The organism is Pseudoalteromonas sp. 1_2015MBL_MicDiv (assembly GCF_002407505.1).
In the GTDB taxonomy this organism is placed as follows: Bacteria; Pseudomonadota; Gammaproteobacteria; order Enterobacterales; family Alteromonadaceae; genus Pseudoalteromonas; species Pseudoalteromonas fuliginea.
Genome location: NZ_CP012738.1, coordinates 176,753 through 202,264, shown reverse-complemented (window position 1 = coordinate 202,264; position 25,512 = coordinate 176,753). Strand labels below are relative to the sequence as shown.

18 protein-coding genes are annotated in these 25,512 nt (G+C 39.1%); 10 read left to right on the top strand and 8 right to left on the bottom strand.

What is annotated here, in order from left to right:
- The first annotated feature begins 99 nt into the window (after positions 1-99).
- From pilW to der, 7 genes are all read left to right on the top strand, one after another.
- Positions 100-1,893: a type IV pilus biogenesis/stability protein PilW gene (gene pilW, locus AOR04_RS18405; RefSeq protein ID WP_096794252.1), complete on the top strand. Its 1,794-nt coding sequence runs from the start codon at positions 100-102 to the stop codon at positions 1,891-1,893.
- Complete coding sequence (locus tag AOR04_RS18400; RefSeq protein WP_007377439.1) at positions 1,890-2,738, top strand: RodZ domain-containing protein; 849 nt, start codon at positions 1,890-1,892, stop codon at positions 2,736-2,738. The genes pilW and AOR04_RS18400 overlap by 4 nt, the downstream gene beginning before the upstream one ends.
- A gap of 5 nt (positions 2,739-2,743) precedes the next feature.
- Entirely contained in the window at positions 2,744-3,862 is a 1,119-nt protein-coding gene (ispG, locus tag AOR04_RS18395) for a flavodoxin-dependent (E)-4-hydroxy-3-methylbut-2-enyl-diphosphate synthase (protein WP_008139556.1), read from the top strand.
- Positions 3,863-3,998: 136 nt separating this feature from the next.
- Positions 3,999-5,279 (top strand): histidine--tRNA ligase, encoded by a 1,281-nt coding sequence (hisS, locus tag AOR04_RS18390; RefSeq protein ID WP_007377437.1) that lies wholly within the window; start codon positions 3,999-4,001, stop codon positions 5,277-5,279.
- Between the two features lie 19 nt (positions 5,280-5,298).
- Positions 5,299-5,919, top strand: coding sequence for a YfgM family protein (locus AOR04_RS18385; protein ID WP_033037917.1), 621 nt, complete (start codon positions 5,299-5,301; stop codon positions 5,917-5,919).
- 10 nt (positions 5,920-5,929) lie between these two features.
- Positions 5,930-7,108 carry an outer membrane protein assembly factor BamB gene (bamB, locus tag AOR04_RS18380; protein ID WP_096794251.1) on the top strand — a complete coding sequence of 393 codons (1,179 nt, stop codon included), beginning with the start codon at positions 5,930-5,932 and terminating at the stop codon, positions 7,106-7,108.
- 93 nt (positions 7,109-7,201) lie between these two features.
- Complete coding sequence (gene der / locus AOR04_RS18375) at positions 7,202-8,668, top strand: ribosome biogenesis GTPase Der (protein WP_033017497.1); 1,467 nt, start codon at positions 7,202-7,204, stop codon at positions 8,666-8,668.
- 80 nt (positions 8,669-8,748) lie between these two features.
- On the opposite strand, the gene AOR04_RS18370 is transcribed toward der, so the two are convergent.
- Positions 8,749-9,252, bottom strand: a complete 504-nt coding sequence (locus tag AOR04_RS18370; RefSeq protein ID WP_007377433.1) for a TFIIB-type zinc ribbon-containing protein — start codon at positions 9,250-9,252, stop codon at positions 8,749-8,751.
- 40 nt (positions 9,253-9,292) lie between these two features.
- Positions 9,293-9,880 carry a DUF4202 domain-containing protein gene (locus AOR04_RS18365; protein WP_084166005.1) on the bottom strand — a complete coding sequence of 196 codons (588 nt, stop codon included), beginning with the start codon at positions 9,878-9,880 and terminating at the stop codon, positions 9,293-9,295.
- A 226-nt stretch (positions 9,881-10,106) separates the two neighbouring features.
- On the opposite strand from AOR04_RS18365, the gene AOR04_RS18360 reads away from it, so the two are divergent.
- Entirely contained in the window at positions 10,107-11,834 is a 1,728-nt protein-coding gene (locus AOR04_RS18360; RefSeq protein ID WP_096794250.1) for a DUF885 domain-containing protein, read from the top strand.
- Between the two features lie 119 nt (positions 11,835-11,953).
- Positions 11,954-13,261 carry a DASH family cryptochrome gene (locus AOR04_RS18355; protein ID WP_096794249.1) on the top strand — a complete coding sequence of 436 codons (1,308 nt, stop codon included), beginning with the start codon at positions 11,954-11,956 and terminating at the stop codon, positions 13,259-13,261.
- A gap of 29 nt (positions 13,262-13,290) precedes the next feature.
- On the opposite strand, the gene AOR04_RS18350 is transcribed toward AOR04_RS18355, so the two are convergent.
- A complete protein-coding gene (locus AOR04_RS18350) occupies positions 13,291-14,373 on the bottom strand; it encodes a YeiH family protein (RefSeq protein WP_096794248.1) in 1,083 nt (360 codons plus the stop codon).
- 121 nt (positions 14,374-14,494) lie between these two features.
- On the opposite strand from AOR04_RS18350, the gene AOR04_RS18345 reads away from it, so the two are divergent.
- Complete coding sequence (locus AOR04_RS18345; RefSeq protein ID WP_096794247.1) at positions 14,495-15,373, top strand: LysR family transcriptional regulator; 879 nt, start codon at positions 14,495-14,497, stop codon at positions 15,371-15,373.
- 87 nt (positions 15,374-15,460) lie between these two features.
- Here AOR04_RS18345 and AOR04_RS18340 read toward each other — a convergent pair whose 3' ends face one another.
- The 5 genes from AOR04_RS18340 to AOR04_RS18325 form a co-directional block, all read right to left on the bottom strand.
- Entirely contained in the window at positions 15,461-16,183 is a 723-nt protein-coding gene (locus AOR04_RS18340; RefSeq protein ID WP_007377427.1) for a hypothetical protein, read from the bottom strand.
- Positions 16,180-16,350, bottom strand: a complete 171-nt coding sequence (locus AOR04_RS21730) for a hypothetical protein (protein ID WP_007377426.1) — start codon at positions 16,348-16,350, stop codon at positions 16,180-16,182. The genes AOR04_RS18340 and AOR04_RS21730 overlap by 4 nt, the downstream gene beginning before the upstream one ends.
- A 290-nt stretch (positions 16,351-16,640) precedes the next feature.
- A complete protein-coding gene (locus AOR04_RS18335) occupies positions 16,641-17,099 on the bottom strand; it encodes a TlpA family protein disulfide reductase (protein ID WP_096794246.1) in 459 nt (152 codons plus the stop codon).
- 95 nt (positions 17,100-17,194) lie between these two features.
- The gene (locus AOR04_RS18330) at positions 17,195-19,162 is read right to left on the bottom strand and encodes a hypothetical protein (RefSeq protein ID WP_096794245.1); all 1,968 of its coding nucleotides are present in this window, start codon (positions 19,160-19,162) and stop codon (positions 17,195-17,197) included.
- Positions 19,163-19,623: 461 nt separating this feature from the next.
- The gene (locus AOR04_RS18325) at positions 19,624-25,452 is read right to left on the bottom strand and encodes a DUF4011 domain-containing protein (RefSeq protein ID WP_096794244.1); all 5,829 of its coding nucleotides are present in this window, start codon (positions 25,450-25,452) and stop codon (positions 19,624-19,626) included.
- Between the last annotated feature and the right edge of the window lie 60 nt (positions 25,453-25,512).

Here is a 25,512-nt window from a genome sequence, read left to right as displayed (position 1 = left end):
AAAGCCTTTATATTAATTCGTTTATTTTTAAATATATGATGCAACATAAAGGCTTTTAGGTAAGATAGAAGATATGGATTAAAATACAGAGATAAGGTAATGCGATCTTTACTTGCTTTAACTATATCGGCACTCGCTCTAAGCGGGTGTGTAACCGAAAATAGTTATAACGGCAGTGACAAACCCGTCGTCGAAAATAAAATTAATAATATAGGCGCAGCGCGAACGCGTATTGCTCTAGCATTACAATACCTAAATACAGGCAATAATTCTCAGGCTAAATATAATTTAGAGCGTGCAGCCGAATTTGCACCAAATTTACCAGAGGTTCATTACTCTCTAGCTTATTACTATCAACAAGTTGGTGAAAATACACTGGCCGATAAAGCTTACCAAAAAGCACTCGCCATAAAACCAGACGATCCAAATACTTTAAATAACTACGGTGTATTTTTATGTGGCATAAATGAATACGACCGAGCCACTGATCAATTTTTAAAAGCAATAGAAATCCCTAGCTACATTCGTGTTGCAGAAAGCTACGAAAATTTAGCTTTATGTGCCATTGAGTTTAACGATTTTGATAATGCTGAAAGTTATTTTAAACAAGCCATGAACCACAGCTCGCAAAGAACGTCTACTTTAATCAGTTTAGCTGCACTGTTTTATGCTAAGAGTGATTTACACAAAGCAAATGAGCTTTTAAAGCGTTATGACGATACAGGCAAAGTTTCATCTCGGGCTTTGATGCTTAACTATTTAATAAAAAATCGAATGGGTAAAATAGAAGATGCAGAAAAAATTGCGACCACTATTTCACAGACCTACCCAACGAGTAATGAAGCATACGTAATTCGAGAGCAAAAAGTACGGTTAAGCGAATTTGAAATTTTAAGAGAAAAATACCGAAAAGCTAAACTTGATGAATTACAAGAAACAAGTAATGGTGGACAAATTAGTGTTAAACCAAAAATAAAAATCACCCGGAAAAAACACATTGCTAGAGATAATTCAACAAGCTTAGTTACCAACGATAACAAACGCATAAGTTTAGCACCCCAAACTCAAATGGATAATGCAAGTTCAGTTATTGCAAGTACTGTTAATCCAATTAATAAAGGAAATACTTATACAAGCGCGCCCCCATCATCTATTTCAAAAAAAGAAACGACACCAACAGTAACTAGTTCAAGTACTAAAACCGATACATCGGCTATCATGCTTGCTTTAACAACTGGTCATAATTCAGCTAATACGATGCAAAAGACGGTCGCTGCTACACAAGTACCTAAATCGCAAAAACAAGCCGAAAAAACATTAACTAAACCAAATGACAGCATTAAAATAATTTCTTTTGGCGCCCCTAAAGATGCAAACTTTAATTCGCAGCAAACTCCCCCTGTAATAAAGGCTCCTATAGAACAGAATGATTCTGATGTTGTTTTTTACACTGCAACGAAAGATACTAACGTGTTTGCTGAAAGTAGCCGCCAAAATAATAATGACATACAGTTTAAGAGTTATGAGGCAAGTGAACACATTGAACCACCAATGCTCAACCCTAAAGTACCAACTTTAAGCATCCCATTTCATGTAATTCAATTCGGTGAAAACCTATTTAGCATTTCGGTGCGATACAATGTTAAACTACAAAAACTTCTACAATGGAATGGTTTAAAAGAGTCGGATCGGGTAATGAATGGAAGTAAAATTTACCTAAACGATCCTAATGTTTATTACGAAATTAAAGCTGGCGACACCCTTTACGAAATAGCTACCCAGCGGCGTGTATTAATTGATCAATTAATGCGATGGAATAAATTAAGTCCTGACATAGCACTTACGCCAGGGCATAGACTTTTACTAGTGGATCCAGACTCATACACATTATGAATGAAGACAATACGCAAACACAGAGCGAACAACCAACGGTTGGTCAAATACTAAAAGCACATCGTGAGCAAGCGAATGTGAGCATTGAAGCAATTGCTAAGCCGTTAAAACTATCTGAACTACAAATAAAGCGTCTTGAAAACGATGAATTTCAATTACTCGGTCCTATTACGTTTGTAAAAGGTTATATTAAAAACTATTGCCGAGAATTAAAAGTTGATTGCACGCCTATTCTAGCTATGATGCCAGCCCCACCTGAGCCGGCTAAACCCGCGAACATGCAAAGCTTTTCACGCCGAACGGAAAAAGAAGCCAATGACAGCCGATTAATGTTCGTGAGTTATATTATTTTAGCGATCGTCATTGGTTCGTCTGCACTTTGGTTTTGGCAAAATGCCACGCCAATTGAAGAACAAACAAGTAATATTAATGTTGAGAACTCAATTATGAGTGAGCGACAAGCAGCACAATCTCCTTTTTTTGAACAAGAACAACAAGCAGATACTAATAAAACGGTACAACCGCAAAGCGAAACATTAAATGATTCAGTAGAACAACCCGTAGAAACAGTAACTACTGATCTGGATAAAACACCAGGTATAAGTACAATCGTGATGAACTTTAACGATGAAAGCTGGGTTGAAGTTTATGACGGTGAGGGTGAAAAAGTAGCTTTTGGTGTTAAAAAAGCAGGCTACCAGATGACGGTTAGCGGTACTCCTCCTTTTTCTGTTGTACTAGGTAAGCATGACGTTGTAAGTATTACCTTGGATGGTGAGCCTATCGACATTTCGGCTTTTCCTAAAAATCGTTTAGCTAAATTTAAATTACCACTAGCAGAGTAGTCGCTATGTTTTCAGAATCTCCAATTAAACGCAGAAAATCAACTCGTATCAATGTAGGTAATGTACCTATTGGTGATGGTGCACCGATTGCAGTGCAATCAATGACCAATACCGATACCATGGACGTAGATGCAACCGTGGCACAAATTCAGGCGATACAAGATGCCGGTGCCGACATTGTGCGTGTATCAGTGCCAACAATGGATGCAGCAGATGCATTTAAAAGTATTAAAGAACAAGTCACTATCCCTTTAGTAGCCGATATTCACTTTGATTACCGTATAGCCTTAAAAGTGGCAAAATACGGCGTGGATTGCCTACGAATAAACCCAGGTAATATAGGCAGCGAAGAACGTATTAGAGCCGTGGTCGACTCAGCTCGCGAACATAACATTCCTATTCGTATTGGTGTAAATGGCGGCTCACTTGAGCGCGACTTACAAGAAAAATACGGCGAGCCTACACCTGAAGCCTTATTAGAATCAGCAATGCGCCATGTAGATATATTACGCCGCCTTGATTTTGACCAATTTAAAATATCAGTAAAAGCATCAGATGTATTTTTAGCCGTTGGTGCGTATCGCTTACTTGCTAAAGAAATAGACCAACCACTGCATTTAGGTATTACCGAAGCAGGCGGCATGCGCTCAGGTTCGGTAAAATCAGCCGTTGGTTTAGGTATGTTACTTGCTGAAGGCATTGGCGACACACTACGAGTATCACTTGCAGCCGACCCAGTACAAGAAATCAAAGTAGGCTTTGATATTTTAAAATCGCTGCGTATACGCTCACGCGGTATTAACTTTATTGCCTGCCCTAGCTGCTCACGCCAAGAGTTTGATGTAGTTAGCACCATGAACCAGCTTGAAGAACGCCTTGAAGATATTATTGAGCCTGTATCGGTTTCGGTAATTGGTTGTGTTGTAAATGGCCCAGGTGAAGCACTCGTTAGTGATATAGGTCTTGCGGGTGCAAACCGTCGTTCTGGCTTATATATTAATGGAGAGCGTCAAAAAGCACGTATCGACAACAATAATATTGTTGAACAACTCGAAGGTTATGTACGTGACTTTATAGCCCAAAAGCAAAACCAAACACCTATCGACATAAAAATAGTCGAATAAATACCGTATTTAGCGGCAGACAACGCTGTTTGCCGTTTACCTTTATAGCTAAAACGCTATAATGTCAGGTCAATTTTTAGCATTCTTGTTGTGTAAGCATTTTTTATTACACATAAACAGCATTTAGGATTTATCAGTGGCAAAACAAATTCAGGCAGTTCGCGGTATGAACGATTGTCTGCCAGGCGACACACAAGTTTGGCAGAAAGTAGAAAGCATTTTACGCGAGACAGTAGCATCGTTCGGTTATCAAGAAATTCGTTTTCCTATTGTAGAATCAACCGACTTATTTAAACGCTCTATTGGTGAAGTAACCGATATAGTAGAAAAAGAAATGTACACCTTTGCCGATCGCAATGGTGACTTATTAACACTGCGCCCTGAAGGCACCGCTGTATGTGTGCGCGCAGGTAACGAAAATGGATTGTTATATAACCAAGAGCAGCGTCTTTGGTATATGGGACCAATGTTTCGCCATGAACGTCCGCAAAAAGGTCGTTACCGCCAGTTTCACCAATTTGGTTTAGAAACATTTGGTATTGCCACAGCCGATATAGATGCCGAAGTTATTTTATTAACAGCGCAACTATGGGAAGCATTTGGTATTACTGAGCACGTACGCTTAGAGCTTAACTCATTAGGATCTAACGAAGCGCGCGCCGATTACCGTGATGCATTAGTAGCTTACCTTGAACAACACATAGATGTGCTGGATGAAGATTCAAAACGTCGTATGTATTCAAACCCATTACGCGTACTTGATAGCAAAAACCCAGATGTACAAGCCATATTAACCGACGCACCTAAATTATCTGAGCACCTAGATGTTGAATCAAAAGAACATTTTGAAAATTTATGTGAACGTTTAGACGCTGCAGGCGTCTCATACACGGTTAATGAAAAATTAGTACGTGGTTTAGACTACTACAACCGTACCGTATTTGAATGGGTAACCGACAGTTTAGGCGCACAAGGCACTGTTTGTGCAGGCGGTCGTTACGATGGTTTAGTTGAGCAACTAGGTGGTAAAGCAACCCCAGCGGTTGGTTTTGCAATGGGCCTAGAACGTTTAGTATTATTGCTACAGGCTATTGAGTGTGTGGGTGACATTCGTCGCAATGCTGATGTATATTTAGCAGCGATGGGCGACAAAGCAAGTATTCAAGCACCTATTATAGCCTCTGAACTACGTCGTGACGTAGCCGGTTTACGTGTTATGGTACATGCTGGCGGCGGTAACTTTAAAAAACAATTAAAACGTGCTGATAAAAGCGATGCACTTGTTGCTGTTATTATCGGTGAAGATGAATTAGAAAAAGGCGTTGTGACTATAAAGTACTTACGTGAACGTAAAGAACAAGTCACATTAGAATTAGAACAAGCTAAAACGCTATTAGCTGAGCTTATTAACGGCTAAGCTGACATTAGAGGTAAACATGGATATACATTCAACAGAAGAAGAACAAGCAGAAGCCATTAAACGTTTTTTCCGTGAAAACGGCGTTTCACTTGCACTAGGTATAGTTGTTGGCTTGGGTGGTTTGTATGGCTGGAAAGCGTATAACCAAAACCAAATCACAACAGCTGAGAAAGCATCAAACTCTTTCACTAAGCTTGTTGAAGGTGATGATGTATTATCTTCAGCAGATACGTTTATCAGCGAAAATAAAGACACAAACTATGCAACATTAGCCGCATTTGTTGCTGCTAAAGATGCTGTAGATGCGCAAAAGTTAGATGTAGCAAGCGAAAAACTGAGTTGGATCGTATCTAATGTGCAAAATACAGAACTAAAAGCAATTGCTATTACACGCTTAGCCCGCATTCAAATTGCACAAACTAAATATGACGATGCATTAAATACATTAAATGCACCATTACCAGAAGCATTTAACGCAAACGTTGCCGAGCTTAAAGGCGATATTTACGCTCAGCAAGGTAATAAAGATCAGGCTCGCACTGCTTATCAAGCAGCTGTAGATGCAGGTGGATTAACCAGTAACCCACTATTACAAGTTAAGTTAGATGACCTAGCAGTAACTAGCCCAGCGGCTTAAGGTTTTAGGCATGAGAAAATTAACGACTGCAACCCTTGCCCTATGTATGGCAACACTGATGGGTTGTTCATCAAGTGATGATGAAGACGAACTAGTACTTCCTGAAATTGTAAACCAGTTTGAAACTGACGTTGTTTGGCAAGAATCAGTTGGTGGCGGTGTAGAGCATTATTTCTCTCGTCTAACGCCTGCTATTTATAAAGACACTGTATACGTTGCTAGCCGTGAAGGCCAAGTTGAAGCACTTTCGCTTACGAATGGCGACACAAAATGGGAAACTGACGTGCGTCAGGATTTATCATTTTGGCCATGGAGTGACAACGGTACAGCAAAATTATCAGGCGGTATTTTACAAGCTTATGGTAAGATTTATATTGGCTCTGAACATGGCTTTATTATTGCCCTAGATCGCGAAACCGGTGAAGAAGTTTGGCGTAAAAATGTACCTGGTGAATCGCTATCAAAACCAACTGCTGGCGATGGCTTAGTTTTTGTTAATTTAGCGTCTGGTAAATTATTAGCGCTACACCCAGATACAGGTGAGCAGCGTTGGAGCTTTGAACAAGAAGTACCGCCGCTAACATTGCGCGGACAAAGCTCGCCAACCGTTGCTAACGGTGGTGTATTAGTTGGCCTTGAAACAGGCAAGTTAAACGTTTTGATTTCAGAAAGTGGTTACTCAGCATGGAGCGCAGAAATAGCGGTAGCTAAAGGTGCATCAGAGTTTGAACGCCTAGTTGACGTAGATACTCAACCACTTATTAGCGGCCCATACGCATATGCTATTGCTTATAATGGTAACTTAGCCGCTATTGATATTCGCTCAGGTAATATTGTCTGGAAACGTGAATACAGTAGCTACCGCGATATTGCAATGGACGCACAAAGTATTTATGTAGTAGATAGCGATGGTGTTATTTACGCATTGGATAAAGATTCAGGTATTGAACGTTGGAGCCAACCCGCTCTACGTGGTTGGTACTTAACAGGCCCTACAGTTGCGGGTAGCCATTTAGCTATAGGCGACCAAGAAGGTAACCTGCATTGGTTAAATAAAGAAACTGGCGAGCTAGTATCTCGTGAAGACTTTGACAGTTCAGGATTTTTTATTGAGCCTGTTGTTGCCGACGATAAACTGATTTTATACACCCGTGATGGTGAAGTTAGTGCGGTTAAAATACCGAACTAACTTACTACTATTAGTATAACCTGCTAATAGTTAATTATTTTTTGTAAGGCTTCGCACTGCGAAGCCTTTTGTTGTTTTTTAAAGAGGTAGTTTATGCTTCCCGTGATCGCTCTAGTTGGGCGACCCAATGTGGGCAAGTCCACATTATTTAACCGTTTAACACGTACTCGTGATGCGCTCGTAGCCGATTTCCCTGGTTTAACACGAGATAGAAAATATGGCCAAGCTAGTTATGATGGCTATGAATTTATCGTGGTAGATACGGGTGGTATTGATGGCTCAGAAGAAGGCATCGAAATCGAAATGGCAGATCAATCTCTGCTAGCCATTGAAGAAGCCGACATTGTTCTGTTTTTAGTAGATGCTCGTGTAGGTATGACCGTAGCTGACCAAGCAATTGCTAATCACTTACGCAAGCAAGATAAAAAGTGTTTTGTTGTTGCCAACAAAACCGATGGTATTGATGCAGATTCAAACTGTGCTGAATTTTACCAATTATCATTAGGTGAAATTCATCATATTGCGGCATCCCATGGTCGTGGTATTACGCTATTACTTGAGCAAACACTTCAGCCGCTTATTGCTGAATTAGCTGCACAAGACGAAGACGTAACAGGCGATGACGAAGAGCTTATTAATCTTTACGAAGAAGATGAAGACAGCGACACCGATCACCAGGCATTTGCAGACAAACCTGTAAAGCTTGCCATTATTGGTCGCCCTAATGTTGGTAAGTCTACACTTACTAACCGCATACTCGGTGAAGAACGCGTAATTGTATACGATATGCCAGGTACAACACGTGACTCTATCTACATTCCGATGACGCGAAATGAAAAAGAATATGTGTTAATTGACACAGCCGGTGTTCGCAAACGTAAAAAAGTAAGCGACGTAGTTGAGAAGTTCTCTGTAATTAAAACGCTTCAAGCAATCGAAGATTGTAACGTTGTGTTATTGATTGTTGATGCTCGCGATGGTATTTCAGATCAAGACTTAAGCTTGCTTGGCTTTGCTCTTAACTCAGGTCGTTCATTGGTTATTGCTGTGAACAAATGGGATGGCTTAGACGATTACGTTAAAGATCGTATTAAATCAGAGCTCGATCGCCGTTTAGGCTTTATTGACTTTGCACGCCTACACTTTATATCTGCACTACACGGTACAGGTGTTGGTCATTTATTCGAATCTGTTGACGAAGCGTATGAGTCTGCAACTAAACGTATAAGTACTGCAATGTTGCGTCGTATTATGGACATGGCTCAAGCCGATCACCAGCCGCCACTTGTTCGTGGTCGTCGTGTTAAGCTCAAATATGCGCATGCCGGTGGTTATAACCCACCACGTATTGTTATTCACGGTAACCAAGTTAAAGATTTACCAGATAGTTATAAACGCTACCTGATGAACTACTACCGTAAAGCGCTTAAAATTATGGGCACCCCAATCAAAATTGAATTTAGAGAAGGTGAAAACCCATTTGCTGGTCGTGTTAATAAAGTAACACTGTCGCAAAAGCGTAAAATACGTGCATTTGCTAAAGAAAATCGTAATAAATAAATTCGTTAAAAATTAGTTTATTGTAATAAAAACGGCGTACTTTTTAGTACGCCGTTTTTGTTTTAATATGTTTTTAACAGTCACAAACTAAGTAAAGCTAAGCGAACCAAGTTCTCAACGGTGGTTTCATGCGCACTTTTATTTTTATTAGTTGGCGTAAACCTAGAAGTAGGTGATTTAATAGTTATAAACCCATGATTGGTTGCCATTTCATGAGCTAATAGCTTACGCTCTTTGGGTGTTAAGTGGTTTTCGTGTATTTTTGCCAGCTCGCCACTATCAAGCCATATTCCTGCACAGCCTGGGCATTCATCTATTTCAACGGCCTTTACTGGCGAAAAATACCTGCGCATCATTACAATTTTTTTGCACTTTGGGCAATTAATTCGTAGTGATACATCGTATTCACTCTCGCTATGTTCACTCAAATGCTTTAGCAACACCTGACCATGCTTTAGCTCTGGCGAGCTAAATTTAAAAATTTGGCTGTTATCAAAAAATACGCCGCCTTGCGCTGAAGTGTAAACAGTAATACCGCCAATTAATAACGGCTCGAGAGATGCATTTGTACGTGGGCAATGCATTTAAAACTCCTTTTTATTTTAATACTTAACTTATACTACTTTACTCAAGTGCTTTGTGAATAAGCCCAACAAGTGGTGCGGGTAATGTAATATTACCTGCAAGTACAAACTCATGCGCTTCATCTGACATTTTTTGCCAAGTACGACGAATTATACCAATCCACTTTTCCTCATTGTAATCTGGTTTTGCATTGGCAAATCCAAGCATATAATGTTCAATAAACACCAAACTAGCCACATTTTCAACAAGCTGGCTGTCTGGATTACGTTTAATATTCTTTTTAGCGACCGCATCGTACACTCGGTTTTGCTCAGCTTCATCGTAACCAGCTTGCTTCATGAGCGCAACAACACTGCTAGCATGAAATATATAAAGTGCACTGCGCCATTGATGATAGCCCTGCTTATTCATTTCAAAGTCACTACGTGGCGACTTCCAGCGTTGTATATGCTGCCCGCGCACTGCAATTTGCATGAGTTCATCGGCATCTGGTTTAAAACGAGTTAACATTTCGCTCATGCGCAAGGCGTATAAACTTTCTTTAGGAAAGCTTTGTCCATTGTGCTGTTCACTATTTGGGTCTTGGTTATTAGCTTCATCAATTAAGGTAATTACTTTATTAAACATGACGGTCATTTTTTATAATAAGTTTTAATCATTCTAAACGCTGATAAAACAATAAACTAGTACGCCAATCAGTTACGCAGTGAAATTTGTTCAATCAAAAGTAAAACCTAGAGGTACTGGTTATAAAAGTAAGCGCATTGATTAAGTTAACTTGGTACTATATTGAGCACAAATTAAAATAAAAAAGCGCGATAAATAATAACTAACTCGCCAATAACGGATGACTATGTTTAAAAAAACTCTTTTAGCTATATGCTTAGCGGTTGCATCGCTACCAAGCTTAGCCGACAGTAACACTGATTTAAAAACCATTATTGATAACCACTGGCAAAACGCCAAAACCGAAAAAATATTTTTTCGTACCGATCCAGATGGCTGGAAGCCAAACGGTACATTGCCAAATTGGAGCGAGCAAGCCATTGCAAAGCGCCAAGCTTATAACAACAGCGTACTAAAAAGCTTAGCCAGCATTGACCCAAAAACGCTCAACAACAAGCAGCTAATGAACTACCGCTTATTTAAATATGAGCGAGAAACAGAGCAGCAAAGCTACCTTTATCAAGATAAGTATTTTCCGGTTAATTTTTTAAGTGGCTGGCATACTTATTTTGCCGAAGCACCGGCTAACATGGCATTTTTAACACCCGACGATTACAACGCATTTTTAATCAGCCTTGCCGACTACCCTCGATTTAATCAGCAAAATATTGATTTAATGAAAGAAGGTATAAAAACAGGCTTTACTCATTACTGCAAAACCTTTGAAAATTACAGCCAAAGCATTAGCGCGCATATTGTTAAGCAACCTGAAAACAGTGCCCTTTACGAGCCCTTTACACGTATACCAAACACGTTTACAGCAGAGCAAAAAGCCACATACCAAAATAAAGCAAAGGCCTTAATCAGCTCAAAAGTAGTCCCTGCTTATCAGCATTTTTACGACTTTTTTGAAAACGATTACATGCCTAACTGTAGAGCCCAGCCGGGTATTGCAAGCGTTAAAGGCGGGCTTGAGTATTACAAATATGCAGTTAATTACTACACCACAACCAATGCCACACCAAAGAAAATTCATGAGCTTGGCTTAAAAGAAGTCGCGCGTATAAAAACGCAAATGCAAAACATTATTGATGAAGTAGGTTTTGATGGCACATACAGCGATTTTTTAGAATTTTTAGCAACCGATGAGCAATTTTACGCAACAGACGCGCAAGACCTACTTGAAAAAACAGCCTTTATTACGCAAAAAATGTATGGCAAGTTACCAACCTACTTTAATAATTTACCGCGTAACACCTTTACTATTAAAGGCTCAGCGAGTCGCGGCGCGTTTTATATGCCACCTGCTGATAACCGCTCCCCTGGCACTTACTTTTTGGCCTCAACACCTAAGCTACAGCCTTTGTATAATTTAGAAGCACTAAGCCTTCATGAGGCAATACCAGGGCATCATTTACAAAACGCTATTGCTATGGAGTTAAATGTACCCGAATTTAGACGCACACTTAGCCACTCTGCATTTGGCGAAGGTTGGGCACTTTACACAGAGCGCTTAGGTAAAGAAGCCGGCTTTTATCAAAGCCCTTACAGCGATTTTGGCCGTTTAGGTTACGAAATGTGGCGAGCAGTGAGACTTGTTGTTGATACCGGTATTCATGCCTTTGGTTGGAGCCGCCAAAAGGCTATTGACTACTTGGCAGATCACACTGCTTTGCCACAAAGTGCGGTGGAGGATCAAATAGATCGTTATATTTCATGGCCAGGCCAAGCGCTTTCGTACAAAATGGGCGAAATAAAAATACGCGAACTGCGCGCAAAAGCTGAAAAAGAACTAGGCGCTAAATTTGATATTCGCAGCTTTCACGACACCGTAATCGGCCAAGGTTCACTCCCTATGGAAGTATTAGAAGACGTAATAAACGATTGGATAGCAAAACAAAAATCGGCTATTTAACATTCAAGGAGGCGGTATTATTTGCCGCCTCTTTTTAAAACCCTCTTAAACACCTCAAAACTAATCCCTACCCGCTTTTGCTTCGTAAAGTTAATGATTACAAAAACCTGAGTAAACCTATGAGCAAACGCATTTTATATTGGCTACAAAACGATTTACGAATAGATGACAACCCTATTTTAAGCGAACTTGCTACTGAGCAATGCGCGCTCGATATTGTATTTGTTATAAACCCGCACTGGTTTAAAAATAATAACTACCAACAAAAGCCATATGGCGTGCATAAACATCAGTTTTTAATGCAAAGCTTGTACGAACTACAACAAACACTTATTGAGCGCGGGCAAACCCTGCATGTGCTTGAAGGCGAACCCGTATCGCTTTTAAAAGCGCGTATAAATGAGCAAAATATAGATGAAGTGGTATACAGCGAGCAATTTGGCCTGTACGAGCAACGCCAAATAAACTTACTCAAAGCACATTGCCCTAATACTAAATTTACAGGGTCGCAGCAAGACACGCTCTTTAAACAAAGTGACCTACCGTTTGATTTAAGCGAATTACCTAAACACTTTACCCCGTTTCGTAAAAAGGTAGAGGCCGCCACCAGCCCCATTTCACTTTCAACATTACCAAACGGTTTGCTCCCTCAGCCAATAACCATGTGCGCTAAAAAACCTTTAGAGCGTATAGCAAATAATGGTGTAATGCATGGCGGGTTTAAAAGTGCGCAAACACACTTAGAGCAATACTTTTCAGGCTTGCTGCCAAGTACTTATAAAATAACTCGAAACGAGCTTGATGGCTTTAATAACACCACAAAATTTAGTACCTGGCTTGCTTTTGGCTGTGTAAGTGCGCGGCAAGTTTATAAAGCAGTTGAGGCGTACGAACAAAGTTATATAACAAACGAGTCTACCTACTGGATTAAATTTGAATTGCTATGGCGAGAGTATTTTAAATGGCATGCACTTAAGGCCGGTAAAAGCCTGTTTAGCTTTAAAGGCCAAAAGCAAACCAAACCCCTTACTACATTTATGCCAAGCCGATTTGCTGCATGGTGTAATGGCTCAACACCCTACCCATTAGTCAATGCCATTATGAATGAGCTTAATGCTACGGGTTATATATCAAATAGAGCAAGGCAAATTGCAGCAAGCTGCTTAGTAAACGAGCTTGGCCTTGATTGGCGATACGGCGCAGCTTATTTTGAACAGCAACTGATTGATTACGATGTAGCCGCTAATTGGGGTAATTGGCAATATATAGCAGGTGTAGGCGTAGATCCGCGTGGTGGTAGGCACTTTAATATACAAAAACAAACGTTACAGTTTGACCCGCACACTGTTTACACTAATAAATGGCAAGGCAATAAAAATACCAGCAGGCAGCTGGATACCTTAAACGAAGTTGATTGGCCAATTTAAGCCGCCAATCAACTTTTACCAAGTAACGTTTAAAACAGTTCAGCAATGCCTATATTAATAGCGTAACCACCCAATGTTAAAAACAAAAATAAACACAGCGCCAGTAACAGCGGTTTAATACCCGCTTGGCGAATAGCGCCAACATGTGTGCGTAAGCCCAAAGCCACCATCGCAATGGTGAGTAATATATTATCAAACCAAACAACTGCGCTTGTAGCCACTTGAGGAATAATAGAGAGTGAATGCACACCACTTGCCACAATAAATAACACCGCAAACCAAGGGATCGTAATACCTGCTTTTTGCTCGCCGCCATGCTCGTTATTGTTTGTTTTAGCATGCTTTTTACTTTGCCAAAACGATAAGCCCACTAAAAATGGCGCAAGCATCATCACCCTTAGCATTTTTTCTATAACGGCGGTATCAGCAGCATTGGCGCTTACAGCTGTGCCCGCTGCAACCACTTGTGCTACTTCATGAATGGTTGAACCAACAAAAATACCGTAAGCGTGTTCACTCAGTCCCATGTAATCAAACATAATTGGGTAGGCAAACATGCTTAACGTGCCAAACACCACCACCGTTGCCACCGCTACCGATACTTTATGCGCCTGCGCTTTTATAACCGGCTCAGTTGCCATAACCGCAGCGGCACCACAAATAGAACTACCCGCGCCAATTAATATGGTTGTTTGTTCATCAAGCTTAAATACGCGCTTACCTAGCTGCACTGCCAAAATAAATGTGCCTAACAGCATTACAACATCGGTTAATAAGCCTTCCCAACCTACGCCCGCTACTTGCGCAAAAGTAATTCTAAAACCAAATAAAATAATACCCGCTTTGAGTAAAATACTTTTAGCGTAATCAACACCTACATCGGTACGCGTAGCTATACGCGAAAACACACTGTTGCCCACAATAATACCAACCACAATACCAATAGTGAGTGAGCTAAATTGCGCAGTTTGCATTATTGGTAATTTACTCAGCGCAATAGCAACACCCGCAAGTACAATAACCAGTAACATGCCAATCCACCAGCGCGTATCGCCGTATTGCTTAGTATTAATACCCAAAGGCTGAAAACTATTTTTAATAGCGCTAAGCATAATATTCCCTCACTTAAACCATGTTGATGTGTTGACTTAATTGTAAAAAAGCTCAAAATATAACTCCAATATATTAAAATCATGATTTGATAACCTAAGGTTATACAGTTTAAGGTGTTCAATGAACTTACATGCACTTAGGGTGTTTTATACAGTGGCTAAATTGGGTAGCTTTTCAGGCGCAGCCGAAGCGCTTTTTATAAGCCAGCCCGCTGTTTCTAAGGCGCTAAAAGAGCTAGAGCATCAGTTAAACATTCTACTTATTGAACGTGCATCTAAGGGTAAAAAGCTCACCTTAAGTGAAGGTGGACAAGCACTTTTTGAACATGCGCGTAGTATTTTTGCTATTGAAAAAGCAGCCATTGAAGATATTAAATCGCGCACAGGCCTTAAGCGCGGCACACTTGTTATTGGCACCAGTACCACCATTGCCAGTTATTGGTTACCGCCTTATTTAGCTAAGTTTTGCGCGCAGTACCCAGATATAAAAGTAGAAGTACAAGTTGCCAATACCGCGCAAATTGAGCTTGCCTTACTAGAATGCACTATCGATTTAGCACTGGTTGAAGGCACACCAACCGAGCCGCATATTATAAGTAAGCACTGGCAAAACGATTTAATGAGTATCGTTATACCCAGTAACTTTAAGCCCGCTAAAAACTTAAAAGCATGGTTAAACAAACAGTTTTGGTTATTACGTGAGCCGGGCTCGGGCACTTTAGAAATGTCGGTTAAGTTATTAGCCCAACATGGCGTAATAGCAGAGCGCAGTATGCAATTGGGCAGCAACGAGGCTATAGCAAGAGCGGTAGCACAAGGGATGGGCGTTGCGTTATTGCCTAATGTGGTCACTGAAGATTTAGTGCAGTTAGGTAAATTAACACGGCTAAAACAGCCAAGTAACGTCGAGTTATCAAGACCATTATACCAATTACACTACAAAGACAGACCCTCTTCACATGCTGCGCAAGCATTCGAGAAAAGCCTATTTAGTGAATGATTTTTATATGAGTAAGTATATACGCGATATATAAATCGCATTTGTTCTCCAATAAGGAGCAGCGCTACTACACGTTTTGTTGGTTGCTTATTCTTCTTCAATAATATAAAGATATTCAATATTTATATTTTTAATGTCTTCATACTTGAGAATAAGCCTATCTCCTTTAATCTCGTAAAAACGCGTAGTTGGGGAAGCTGTAGATGAAGATTTATCTGACTCTATAGGTCTTCTCATGGCATCAGATAAAACAACACGATCTAGCTGTCCACTAGAATCAAGATAAAAGTCTTCAAGTACACCATAATATAAGAAGGAAACATTTTTAGACTCTACTAAACAAGATAACTTGATTAACTCTGCGTCCTGAGTTTCAGATAATTTTCCAGTAAGCTCATAGTACCATGGAGTATCGAAGGCATATCTGGAAGATTTATATGGATTAAAGTGAAAAATTAGCTTTTGAAATATTTTTCCCAAAATATATGCGAGTAAAAATGAACTAGAAAAATATAAAATGATTTTAGGGATACTAGCACTTACAATTTCTAAATCAGATTCCGACACAGATTTAGAACCAGTTAGTAATTTTAGACAAATTTCATAGTTAATTTCATTACCTAATAAAGGTACCAACATATAAATTAGGAAAGTATGTAAAATTAAGGCATAAAAAAAAGCCAAGGATGAAGATACATCAAATGGCTTTTTTTCTATGCTAGTATTTTCTACTTTTTCATAAGAATTTTGGAATATAAAACCTGGAATTATTAGTACTAAAATAAAAAAAGCAGGAAAAGCTATATTCATGCAACTGCTTTCTCTTTAGGAGAAGTAGAAACACGGTACTTCTTGCCATTTGACAAAGTAATAACTTCACTATCTTTTGAACTACTAGAAATAAAAGCCCTTAACTGCTCGCTTCCCAAGGGATCGCCTTTAATTTTCTTAGCTAAACTACCTAACAAAGCTTTCATAACGCCCCCAAAATAATGTTTTATAATTCTATTTTACTTTAAATATCACCAATACGCTACATATCATGCCATGAGGCTTCTGATGTAGCGCACTACGACGCCAGTGAGCAAATTTCCAAGCGGCGCCTGATATATTTCACTTCACTTATGTTCGCGAGATCACACCCATCATGGAAAAACCAAACCTCGACTTCACACATTAAAGTATCAGGAGACTATTTATAGCGGCCAACCAACTAACTTATAAGTCTATTAGCTCAATTGGCCGCGTTAATATCACCAAGCTCTATTTACAAACCCTGCGTTAAGTCTTGCGCCAATGTACCCGTTGGTTTTTCGATTACACGTACTAACTCTTTACCATCGTCTTTTACTATAAACGTAGGTGTGTATTGCAAGTCGTTAGCTTGTGCAATGCCTGCATCGTCTTGCTTGTTGTAACCCACGGCAACAAATTTAATATCGGCAAGTTGCACTTTAGATTCATCAAGCAACTTAACTAAACGCGGTACTTCGCGCTCACTGTCGTGGCACCACGTTCCAAATAATACAATTAGCTCTTTGCCTTCTAGCTTTTGCATTAGGGCAATGTCTTGTGCTGTTGGTGTATACGTCTTGTAGTGCTCGTTAAACTTGTCGTAGTCGCTTAGCAGTGCTTGCGTACTTATCTCGCCCGAAAATGGTGCCGTAGCAGCGCAGCTTACAAGCGGCATGCTTAAAGCGCACAGTAAAATTAATTGTTTAAACATAAGGTTACTCTTACTTTAGGTATTAATTTAGGTATTAATTTAGGTATTAAACGACTATACCCAATATTGAGTGTGGAGTGAACAACTCAAAACCGTTACTTTTTATCCATAAAAAAGTTAACTTGCGATAAGTTAGTTAAATATTCTCGCCTTACGTTTTTATTCTCAGCTAGCTTATCTAAGTCACCAATTAAGGTAACTAGTTTATTATGAGAATGGCTGCTTGTTTTTTTAAACTCGTCTTGCTTTTCGTCGCTCTCAACACGCTCTTTTTTATTCATGTTGTAGCTGTTTTCGCTTTCTTCAAGCCAAATATCGTCAATTAAGCGAATGTCGCTTTTAGTAACGGTTTGCTCTTGCATCGCCATTTGCAGCTCGTATTGATTTGTTTGCGGATTAAACTCAAACATTTTTGTATCAACATCAACCTCGTGAGACTGATCGAGCCCCACAAGTTCTTTATTTTTAACGGCGGTGTTTACGTTATAACTCTCTTCTTTGTCGTAATAATCAGGGCGACTATATTGATAATCAAAGTGGCTACTTACATTTTTACTTTGCGTTACACCGCTAAGATCCCCTAATTGGGCTTGTTCAGTCGCTTGGCTTAGCTCAATTGTACTTTTAGGTTGATAGTCGCCGTTATCAAGCGCATAAGAAAACGTAGCATCAAAATCAGCGAGCTTAGAAATACCCGTGCCTAATGTATTTGGCGCCTTATTACCAAGCCCTTGGTAACGGGCATCGTTTGTAATCATGTTATCAACCAAATCAGCAACCATGGCGCGCCCGTCATTCAAGTGCTGTTCTGCAAGTGACTCCAAATTGCTATAACGCTCAGCCGCTGATGACATACTCGCAAAAGCGCCTTTAAACAATGCAAAACCTTGTTGCATTGCCTCATCGCCACTTTTACCAAATGCCGATGTTTTATCATCTTCAGTACTGTTTACTCGGCTATCTTCTAGGCTTTGATCGAGCGACGCTAAATACTGCTGCATTTGCTGCGTATCTTTAGCGCCAATGGTAGACATATCGAGTGCAAAGTCGATTTCGTTTTTCCCACTCTCAGCCTTAAACACAAGCGCTTGCTGATTTTTCGTTTCATCAATGGAGTAACTTAAATCAAGCGTGTTTTCGCCTGTATCAAGCGCATCATTTTGCGTTGTTGAAAACGACACATTAAAACCGGTTAACTGCTCACTATTAAAGCCCGCTAAAAAATCTAAGCTCGTATCTGTTTGATTTGGCACTATAAGAGGGTTGAATGAATTTTCACTCACTTTAAAAAATTCATCGGCCATTTCGCCAACACCCGCCATAACCTGCGTTAAAGCGCCATGTTCAGCCTCTGATAAATTGCCATTAACTTCGTAACTTATGCCAAAACCATCTATCGCTTCACCTGTTTCTTCGTCATAACCTTGTGATGAGTTAAAGGTAATGTTTATAACATCACCCTCTTTAGTTTTTACCGAAAGCTCAAACAGGTAGTTATCGTCATCCTCATATTTTGCGCGATTGAGGCTTTCCATGTATGGATTAAGTGAGCGCTCAACACGTTGCTGGCTTGAGGCTAAAAAAGTTTTTTGCTCATGCCCTAGCTGACCTAAACTCGATAAAATATCACTGGTATTAGCATACGCGCCCTGAATATTTTTAACTGACGTATTTAGTCTCTCAATTAATTGAGTGCTGTTTTCGTTTTTTAATAACCCCTCATGCTGAGAGCTTATTACGGTGCGCAGGGCAAGTTCTTCATCGGAGAGTTTATATTTAAGCGCGCTAGGTGTGCTTGAAATTGTAAATAAAGAGGTAAGTTGCTGTTGTAAAACGTCACTTACCTTTTGATTACTGGCTAGTGCTTCATCAAGAGTTTCATTATTTAACTGGCTTAATAACCCATCGGATATTTTTGGCGCGTTAGTTTGCAAATCATTAATAGCTTGAAGATCGCCGCTGGTTAGTAGCGCAGGAGTCACAGAGGTTTGGTTAGTGTTATTAACTGATTGGGCAAGCAAAGTGTTTAAATTAGCCAAACTGCCAAATACATTATTAACCATGATTATCCCTAATCGCTAAACTCTATTAAGTAATTTATCGGTCGTTTGGTTAAAAGCTTTAGGTTAAAGAGGCTTTTTTACCTATTATTTATACAAAAAATTTATTAATAAACGTAGAACGGGTAAATGCAGCGTCATCTGACATGTTATTAACCCAGCTCTGCAATCCTTAATAATTAAACTCTTTTAGTTTTAAGATATTTTCATAGCAAAGTGTATATTTATGGCGTACTAAAGCGCGGACTAATACAGTAATACAATGCACAAAGCGTTGCAGGCAATATCACTACTGCATTTTCGAGCAACTACACGCACGAAGTGTCATTAGCTGAGATATTACGTTTACAATCAATCGAGGCTTATTCTAAACAAGCCGAATAAACTCGCCTAATACAAGAGCTGGATCACACTTTTGGCCATAAGATAAGAATATTACCTGATGCATAATGGCCTAAATCATTTTACTTAACTAAAGAAAGCCACATTTGAAACTGCTTAATCGTTGTCTCATGTTTCCTTTTGAGTCCTAGCTCTAAACACATTTCTTCAACTGGATTTTCTACATTTGCACTTTTAGCATGAATAGCTAAACCCAGAGCCTCTTCATAAGCTAGCTCTTTCCAATTTCGTTCATAGCCAAAAGCATTAACACCACGCCAATTTATTAGCTCACAAGTATCTTCAGGTGAAAGCCAGACTGTTGGGGAATAACCTGCGTTATCTTTGATTCCAGCCCACGGAGTTATAAGCTCACAAATGTAGTCAACTTGCTTTTTACTTGTACGAGTTAATCCATGTAAATTAGCAATTTCTAAGGCAAGAGTATGCAATGTTATCCCCGGCCTCTCTCTTAAAGTTTCTTTCACAAGTTTTTCTAAACGAGCTTTATATTCAGGCTTGAAGTAATTATTTGCATCGAACTCATCAGTTGCAAGCAACGGTAAGCCTCTAGAAAGGACACTTTGATTTGATAAGGTATCTTGCTCTATAGCATTGTGCTCATAATCTTTATGGGTCATTACTGCTTCTGCTTCTGCTTCTGCTTCTGCTTCTGCTTCTGCTTCTGCTTTTAACAGCCTATCTTTTTCTCTTTCAAGCTCAAGTATTTCATTCAACTTAAGATCAAGTTTTTTAATAGCTGTTTCAGCATCAACAAAATAATCTGTTGACCACAGTCTAACGATATTCCAACCCAAGCTTTCGAGTATAATTTGCCTTACTCTATCTCTATCCCTAGCTGCTGGTGAGCTGTGATATGTTGCCCCATCACATTCAACACCCGTAATATAACAACCGGGCTTGTCTGGATGAAGAATACCTAAATCAACTCTGAATTTACTGACACCAACCTGAGTCTGTACCTTCCAGCCTAATTGTCGCAAGTCGTTAGCCACTGCTTGTTCAAAATCACTATCGAATTGATCAACTCCGTGCTCAGCTCTAACAGTTTCGGCAAGTGCTACCGGACCTCTTTCTGCAAACTCTAAATAATGTTTTAGATGTTCGATTGCAGTAGATGAAGTACGGCTCAAATCAATCATTGATGAGCTAAAGCTGCTAAAAACAATTACCTCTGTAGTCGCTCGTGTGATAGCAACGTTTAACCTACGTTCACCGCCTTGCTTATTAAGCGGTCCAAAGTTCATGCTCATAGTCTTCGCTTCAGGCTCAGTTGGACCATATCCTAAGCTAAGCATGATAATGTCTCGTTCATCACCTTGTACTGACTCTAAGTTTTTGACGAATACAGAATCACTTGTTTCAGACTCATGAAAAAATCTCTCAATATCAGGGTTATTCCGTCTAGTTTCATCTAATAAATCTTCAATTGTACGTTGTTGCTCACTATTTAATGTCACTACACCTATAGAATAGTTTTGTAATTGTTTATCAAGCAAACGTCTTGTTATTTCATTAACAACAGCTTGTGCTTCTTTGACATTATTTCTACCTTTACCTTTTGCATAGAGGCCATTTACTTTGTGCAACGAAACTGCCGATTCTTTTGTTTCTGACGAAGGGTAAGTCACTAAAGAGTTTTCATAGTACTTGCTATTGGAAAACGCAATGAGAGTCTCATGTTTACTACGGTAGTGTCCCATGAGCCTTTTAAGTGGCAATCGAGCAGCTAAAGCTTGGTCTAAAATAGATTCCAGATCTTCTTCATCAGGGGCATCAGAAGTCCCCGCTGAGAAGAAGTTTGTTGGAGGCATTTGCTTTGGATCACCAACAATAATAACATTGCGGCCTCTTGCAATAGAACCAACTGAATCCCATGTTGTCATTTGCGATGCTTCATCAAAAACGACTAAATCAAACCCTTTGAAGTCTGCTGGCAAAAATTGAGCTACTGAAAGTGGTGACATCATCATGCATGGTGTAAGTTCTAGCAATGACTCCCCTAGCTCATTAATTAAAGCTCGAATTGGGATGTGCCGGGTTTTCTTCTGAACCTCTTTTGCTAATACTCCAAAGCGTTGATCATTTTTAGAATCTTTTATTTCCTTACTAGGTGCTCTGCTTGAAGCAAGTGCAATAATATATTCGCTCGTGATCTTAGCTACTTTTTCGTCTAACTTACAAAAAGCATCAATTGTTGCTTCATGGGTTGAAGCTTTAAACTCTCTCAATACTTTGCTTTCATCGATCATGAGCGGGGCCAACCAGCTATAATATGCTAGCTCAAATTGATCTAGTAACTCAGAGGATGAAACTACACCTGAACTTAGTGCCTGTTCTACTGTACTTAAACCGATATTACTTACTATATCTTTTGCATTAACCCACTCGCACCAACTTTTCAGCTTAGCTTGATTATCTTTCACCTTAGCCAATGACTTACTAATTTTAGTTAAGTTTGAATCAAAAGGAACCGTAATACTGAAATCAAATAAATCTTTTTGTACTTTTTCAAATTCAATGTATGTTGAATTGAATTCATCAAGTTTAGAGACCAGTAGTGAGCTATCTAGATAATCTCTGCCATCAACGAAATACTTGTTTATTAATACTAAAATATTAGTTAGGTCATTCGTAAGAGGAAAGATTTCATTTAACTTAGCTTTCACTAATCTACCAAATTCAGCTGTGGCTATTAACTCTTCTGTAGTGATTGACCAGTCTTTCCAAATACCTAAATTTTCAAGCTCAGTTACATCTTTACTGATTTCTTCTGCAAGATTTTTAGCCCTTAGGAGCTCAGATAAAACAGATAAATTATTAAATTTTTGAAAGCCAAAGCTTTTAACTTGTTGATTAATTTTCCATCTAGCAAAAAAGGTTTTAAACCAGCTATTATCGGCCGCCTTAAATTCTGAGTGCCATTCTCTTATTGGAGCTGCTAGTAATAGCTCTATCTTTATGAGGCTATCTTGCTTACTAATTAATTCATCTAGTTTCTCTTTTCGTAACGCAATATCTTCTATTAATTTGAGTCGTTCATTAAAACCTGGCTTCAGTACAAATAAAATATTACGGCTCTTTGCAAACTCTTTTAGCTTATGTAATGAGTTCAAAGCAGATAAGCTCTTGCCAGTCATTTCAGGTAATTTTAATTCTAAAACATCTAAAGCTGATTTAAACCTATTTGAAATGCTTGCAAACTGAGAAGCCCATTCATCTATTTTTTGGATAAGCTGGCTTTGCCAAACATTCGACCATGAGGAAGAATTAACACATGAGAAACTAGTAATATCCAGATCATAGATGTCTTCAAATGCAATTTTAAGCTGTAGAACCGCGTCTTTGAGTGTACCTAAGTCATTTTCTAATGTTTTATCTGCACCCAAATCAAGAGGCCAATCTAAGCTGAATTTAATATTATCTTTGTTTAAAGCAAGTTTAGAAATTGCGTCACGAACAGAGATATCTGACTTCGATTTTTTATGAAGTTCTCTTACATAATCATTTAGCTTATCTTTTTTATCCTTTAGATCAGAGATGTGCATAGTCCACGTTTCAGGATTCAACCCTTCTCTAAATTGCCAAGCTTGACCAAGTTGATCTAGCACAGCTTTTTTGTTTGCTTTATTACTATGTAACTCTAAACACAGGTGATCCAATCCAACTTTTTGCAACCTTTTGTATACCACGTTCAAGGCCGCCATTTTCTCGGCAACAAATAAGACTTTGCGGCCTTTACCAATATTATGAGCAATAATATTAGCAATAGTTTCTGACTTCCCTGTTCCTGGAGGGCCCTCAAGAACAAAGTCTTGCTCTTTCGCTGACGCATCTACAGCGACTAATTGCGAACTATCACAATTCAATGGAGTAAATACTTCAGCAGGATCTATAGCATCGTCAACTTTATGCTGTTCAACAAACTCTGCTGTTTGAATATACGCTTCTTTTGGATTATCGACTAAATGTTGAACAAATTGATTTTCTTTTAAAACTTCTAACCGATCTCTTAAATCTTTCCACATTAAATATTTTGCAAATGAAAAAGAAGATAGAACCAACTCTTCTACAACTTCAAAACCTTGCTGCTCACTGACTGCTTGCCTGACTTTGTGCCAAATAAAAGGAACATCTATCCCGCTATCATCTTCAGGTAATTCATCTTTAAACTCATTTAAGTTGATATCGTGCTCAGATAATAAAAACTCAATCAAAGTAAGATTAAAAATCGGATCTTCACCTTGTACTTGCTCTACATAGATAGGAGCACGTGCACTTTTACGGGTTAAATTCACAGGTATTAATATCAATGGAGCTTTGAAGCTTCGACTATCGTCCGCGTTCTCTTTCCATTTCAGAAAACCTAGAGCTAAAAATAAAGTATTTGAACCACTTTCTTCTAAATCATTTTTTGCCTTTCTAAAAAGCTCAATCGCACTTTTCTCAACCCGCTTAGGTGGCTGATTAGCTAACAAAACTTTATTTTTTAACTGGTTTAAAGCGTACTCTTTATGAATTTCTGAACCTGTTTGGAAGCGAAATAGTTCACTGTCACGATCAGAGTCAAAATATGGACTCTCTTGCGTTGATAAAAACTTAAATTTAGTCCCATCAGCTAACATATCTTCCATATTCGCTATGTCTGGGCAATATAATTTAATTGATACCGATCTATCGTTAAAGTTTAATAACCGGTTACGTTTAGTTAAATCAAGAAGCTTCCTACACCATGATTCAATGCGCGTCTCTGGACTATCTTCAACTATACGTTCTTCAGCTCGCACTGGTGGTAATGGAGGGATTTCAGACAAAACAAGTTCTATACTTTCACCTGTAGATTCACTTTCAATTCGTGCTTCCTCAATTGTAGATAACGGCTTTATTGATTGTGATCTTGCCTGCGCAATATCTAAAACCATTATAAACTCTTCTTCTTTATCCTCACCGAGTAAATTACGGGCGTATTCTTTAGCCTGTTCAAAAGTTACAGCAGAGGCATTTGTTACAAGCGTGGTTTCAAATAAAACCAAGTCTCTATTATCAAAACGTTTTCTTATATCTTGAGGATCGTCATTACAAAGAACAGGAAGTTTTTCATCAATGAGCCATGCACCAGCAAATGCATGTCCTTGAGTAATTGCAATTACTGGGTTTAAACCCATAGCCTCGATACAGCTAGCAAATAAAATCGACGAATCTAAGCACGCAGCTATTTTAGATTGACTTATATCAGCAGCTAGGCGAATTCGCTGACCCGTTTTAGCAAAACCTTGTGGTGGACTGACATACGCAAGTTTTTCCTGAAAAATCACGTTCCAAAGCGCTGCAAGCATTAAATAAGGCTTTTCTCTAGTGTTGGACTGATATCCATCTACAGAACGCCCATGGCCACCGGTCTCTAATACAGATGCAACTTTTCTCACTAAAGATTCTACATATAAACCATTTGGCTTAACGAAAGCAGCAAGTAAATCTGGTTGGCGTGTTTCACCACCCCAAAAATTTGAAGGTAATACACTGACTTTATGAATTTTGTTGCATATTATTTTATCTTCGCTATCGACCAACTCAAAATTAAGCTGCAAAACCATTTCTTCGGTTAAACCGAACAATGTTTCAAAAGGAAACTTTAGCTCTTTAATAGGTAACCTAACCGGTTGGCCAGAAGTAACTTCATCAATTAACCATTCAACCGTGTCTAACCACCCGTCAATACCACATAACTTTAACTTTAAGTTTCGATAGATTGACTGGTTATTTTCAGAGACAAAAACCTGAATGTTACGAAGAACTGAGTAAGCATTCTGCTGAGCAGCTAATGAAAAAGTAGAGATTACATCAATTTCCAACTGAATTTGATCTTGTTTGAGTAAATCGGTTTCTTCCATGAGAGGTATTAATCCCTATTTCTGCTAGTGTGCGATGGTGTATTTAATCAATGTAACCAT

Excerpts from the sequence above, each read along its gene's own strand:
- AOR04_RS18350 (WP_096794248.1), bottom strand. The coding sequence starts at position 14,373 with ATGCTTAGCGCTATTAAAAATAGTTTTCAGCCTTTGGGTATTAATACT.
- AOR04_RS18360 (WP_096794250.1), top strand. The coding sequence starts at position 10,107 with ATGTTTAAAAAAACTCTTTTAGCTATATGCTTAGCGGTTGCATCGCTA.
- AOR04_RS18385 (WP_033037917.1), top strand. The coding sequence starts at position 5,299 with ATGGATATACATTCAACAGAAGAAGAACAAGCAGAAGCCATTAAACGT.
- AOR04_RS18355 (WP_096794249.1), top strand. The coding sequence starts at position 11,954 with ATGAGCAAACGCATTTTATATTGGCTACAAAACGATTTACGAATAGAT.
- AOR04_RS18340 (WP_007377427.1), bottom strand. The coding sequence starts at position 16,183 with ATGAATATAGCTTTTCCTGCTTTTTTTATTTTAGTACTAATAATTCCA.
- AOR04_RS18365 (WP_084166005.1), bottom strand. The coding sequence starts at position 9,880 with ATGTTTAATAAAGTAATTACCTTAATTGATGAAGCTAATAACCAAGAC.
- AOR04_RS18345 (WP_096794247.1), top strand. The coding sequence starts at position 14,495 with ATGAACTTACATGCACTTAGGGTGTTTTATACAGTGGCTAAATTGGGT.
- AOR04_RS18370 (WP_007377433.1), bottom strand. The coding sequence starts at position 9,252 with ATGCATTGCCCACGTACAAATGCATCTCTCGAGCCGTTATTAATTGGC.
- AOR04_RS18335 (WP_096794246.1), bottom strand. The coding sequence starts at position 17,099 with ATGTTTAAACAATTAATTTTACTGTGCGCTTTAAGCATGCCGCTTGTA.
- der (WP_033017497.1), top strand. The coding sequence starts at position 7,202 with ATGCTTCCCGTGATCGCTCTAGTTGGGCGACCCAATGTGGGCAAGTCC.
- AOR04_RS18400 (WP_007377439.1), top strand. The coding sequence starts at position 1,890 with ATGAATGAAGACAATACGCAAACACAGAGCGAACAACCAACGGTTGGT.
- pilW (WP_096794252.1), top strand. The coding sequence starts at position 100 with ATGCGATCTTTACTTGCTTTAACTATATCGGCACTCGCTCTAAGCGGG.
- AOR04_RS18330 (WP_096794245.1), bottom strand. The coding sequence starts at position 19,162 with ATGGTTAATAATGTATTTGGCAGTTTGGCTAATTTAAACACTTTGCTT.
- AOR04_RS18325 (WP_096794244.1), bottom strand. The coding sequence starts at position 25,452 with ATGGAAGAAACCGATTTACTCAAACAAGATCAAATTCAGTTGGAAATT.
- ispG (WP_008139556.1), top strand. The coding sequence starts at position 2,744 with ATGTTTTCAGAATCTCCAATTAAACGCAGAAAATCAACTCGTATCAAT.
- bamB (WP_096794251.1), top strand. The coding sequence starts at position 5,930 with ATGAGAAAATTAACGACTGCAACCCTTGCCCTATGTATGGCAACACTG.
- AOR04_RS21730 (WP_007377426.1), bottom strand. The coding sequence starts at position 16,350 with ATGAAAGCTTTGTTAGGTAGTTTAGCTAAGAAAATTAAAGGCGATCCC.